This window comes from Pseudonocardia halophobica (assembly GCF_027922425.1).
GTDB lineage: Bacteria > Actinomycetota > Actinomycetes > Mycobacteriales > Pseudonocardiaceae > Pseudonocardia > Pseudonocardia halophobica.
Genome location: NZ_BSFQ01000102.1, coordinates 1 through 1,770, shown reverse-complemented (window position 1 = coordinate 1,770; position 1,770 = coordinate 1). Strand labels below are relative to the sequence as shown.

1 protein-coding gene and 1 pseudogene are annotated in these 1,770 nt (G+C 66.4%); one reads left to right on the top strand and one right to left on the bottom strand.

Going from position 1 to position 1,770, the window contains the following annotated elements; translation table 11 throughout:
• Window positions 1–332 (top strand): annotated as a pseudogene (locus tag PKE99_RS37405) (glutathione-dependent formaldehyde dehydrogenase); the annotation flags it as partial.
• A 72-nt stretch (window positions 333–404) separates the two neighbouring features.
• On the opposite strand, the gene PKE99_RS37400 reads toward PKE99_RS37405, so the two are convergent.
• Window positions 405–1,770 (bottom strand): flavin-containing monooxygenase (locus PKE99_RS37400; RefSeq protein WP_271215009.1); only part of this gene is annotated, 1,366 nt, incomplete at its 5' end.

The window sequence follows — 1,770 nt, the reverse complement described above, 5'->3', positions numbered from 1 at the left end:
TGCGGCTGCATACGGACCGGCCGACCGCCCTCCGGGAGGCCATCTACGCCTGCCGCAAGGGCGGGACGGTGTTCGCGCTGGGCGTGTTCGGCGGCGTGGTGGACAAGTTCCCGATGGGGGCGGTGATGAACAAGGCGCTGACCCTGCGCGGCGCCCAGCAGCACGGGCACCGCTACGTCCCGGAGATCCTCGACCTGATGAGCCGGGACGAGGTGCGGACCGAGCACCTCGCCACCCACGTGCTGCCGCTCGACGACGGGCCGAAGGGCTACCGGATGTTCAAGGAGAAGGAGGACGGGTGCGTCCGCGCCGTGTTCCGTCCCGGCCGGTGAGGCGCTGAGCGCCGCGGGTGTCACCCACTGAGTGGGCGACACCCGCGGTCAGCCGTCACTCCGGACGAACCATCAGGAGAGGACGAATCCCGCGTAGCCGTTCTCGACGGACTGTCGGCACTTCTCCAGATACATGGGCAGCCCACCGGGGTAGGCCAGCAGTTCTCGCTTCTTGCCGGGCACGTTGGCGTTCATGTACCAGGAGTTGGCGAGCGGGAACGTCGTCGAGGTGGCGAGCGCCTCGAGGTGGTCGTGCCACTCCTGTTCGGCCTCGGCAGTGGCCTCGATCCGGGTCAGGCCGCTTTCGCGCATGTGGACCAGGCAGTTGATGACCCAGTCGCCTTCGAGCTCCGCGCAGGTGGGGCCGTTGCAGAATGCCGACGGGCTCTGCGGGCCGTAGACGTAGAGCATGTTGGGGAACCCGGCGGACGCCCTGCCCAGTGCGGTGCGGGCGCCGTCGCGGAACACCTCGCCGAACGATTCACCCTTGGTGCTGCGGACGTCGATGTCGGTGAGACCGCCGGTGAAGGAGTCGAACCCGGTAGCAAGAACGATCACGTCGAACTCGTGCTCGCGACCGTCCGCCGTGACGATCCCGTTGCGGGTGACCTTCTCGATCGATGTCTCTTTGAGATCGACGAGCTCGACGTTGTCCTGGTTGAACGCGTCGTAGTAGGAGTACTCGAGCGGGCAGCGCTTCGTCCCGAACGGGTAGGGGGGCACCGCTGGGACGAGCTTCTCTGCCAGGTCCGGGTCCTTGATGCGCGGCAGAGTCTTTTCGCGCCAGAAGGCGTAGATCCGGTTGCCCACCTCTGCATTGAAGAACATGTCGGCGTAGCCGCCGAGCCAGATCTGGAGACCGCCCTTGGACCAGAGCTCCTCGAGCGTTGCGTTGAACTCCTCGTCGGAGATCTCCGCGGTCGGCGTGAAGATCACGTCGTACTCGAGTCCGCCGAAGGTCGTCTCCCGGTACTTGAAGAGCTCCGGATAAGACTGGCGCAGTTCGTCGTTCGCAGCGGCGTCGAGCTTGCGAGAGATCATCGGAAGGGCCGTTGCCGGTGTGCGCTGGAACACGGTGAGGTGTTCCACCTCGGGCGCGATGGACTGGATGACCTGGACGGCGCTGGCGCCGGTGCCGATGACGGCGACCCGCTTGCCGGTCATGTCGCAGCCCTGGGGCCATCGGGAGGTGTGGAAGTGGTCGCCCTCGAACTCCTCGAGCCCGGGAATGTTCGGGAGAAGCGCCTTGGAGCCCGTGCCCAGCAGCGGAAGGACAAAGCGCGCTCGCGTCGGGAAGGTCTCGCCGGTCCGCTCGTCGCGGGACTCGACTGTCCAGGTGTTCGTCTCTTCGTCGAACTGTGCCGCGGTGACCCGGGTGCTGAACCGGATGTCGCGACCGAGGTCGAGCTTGTCGATGACGAACCTGAAGTAGGCCTGG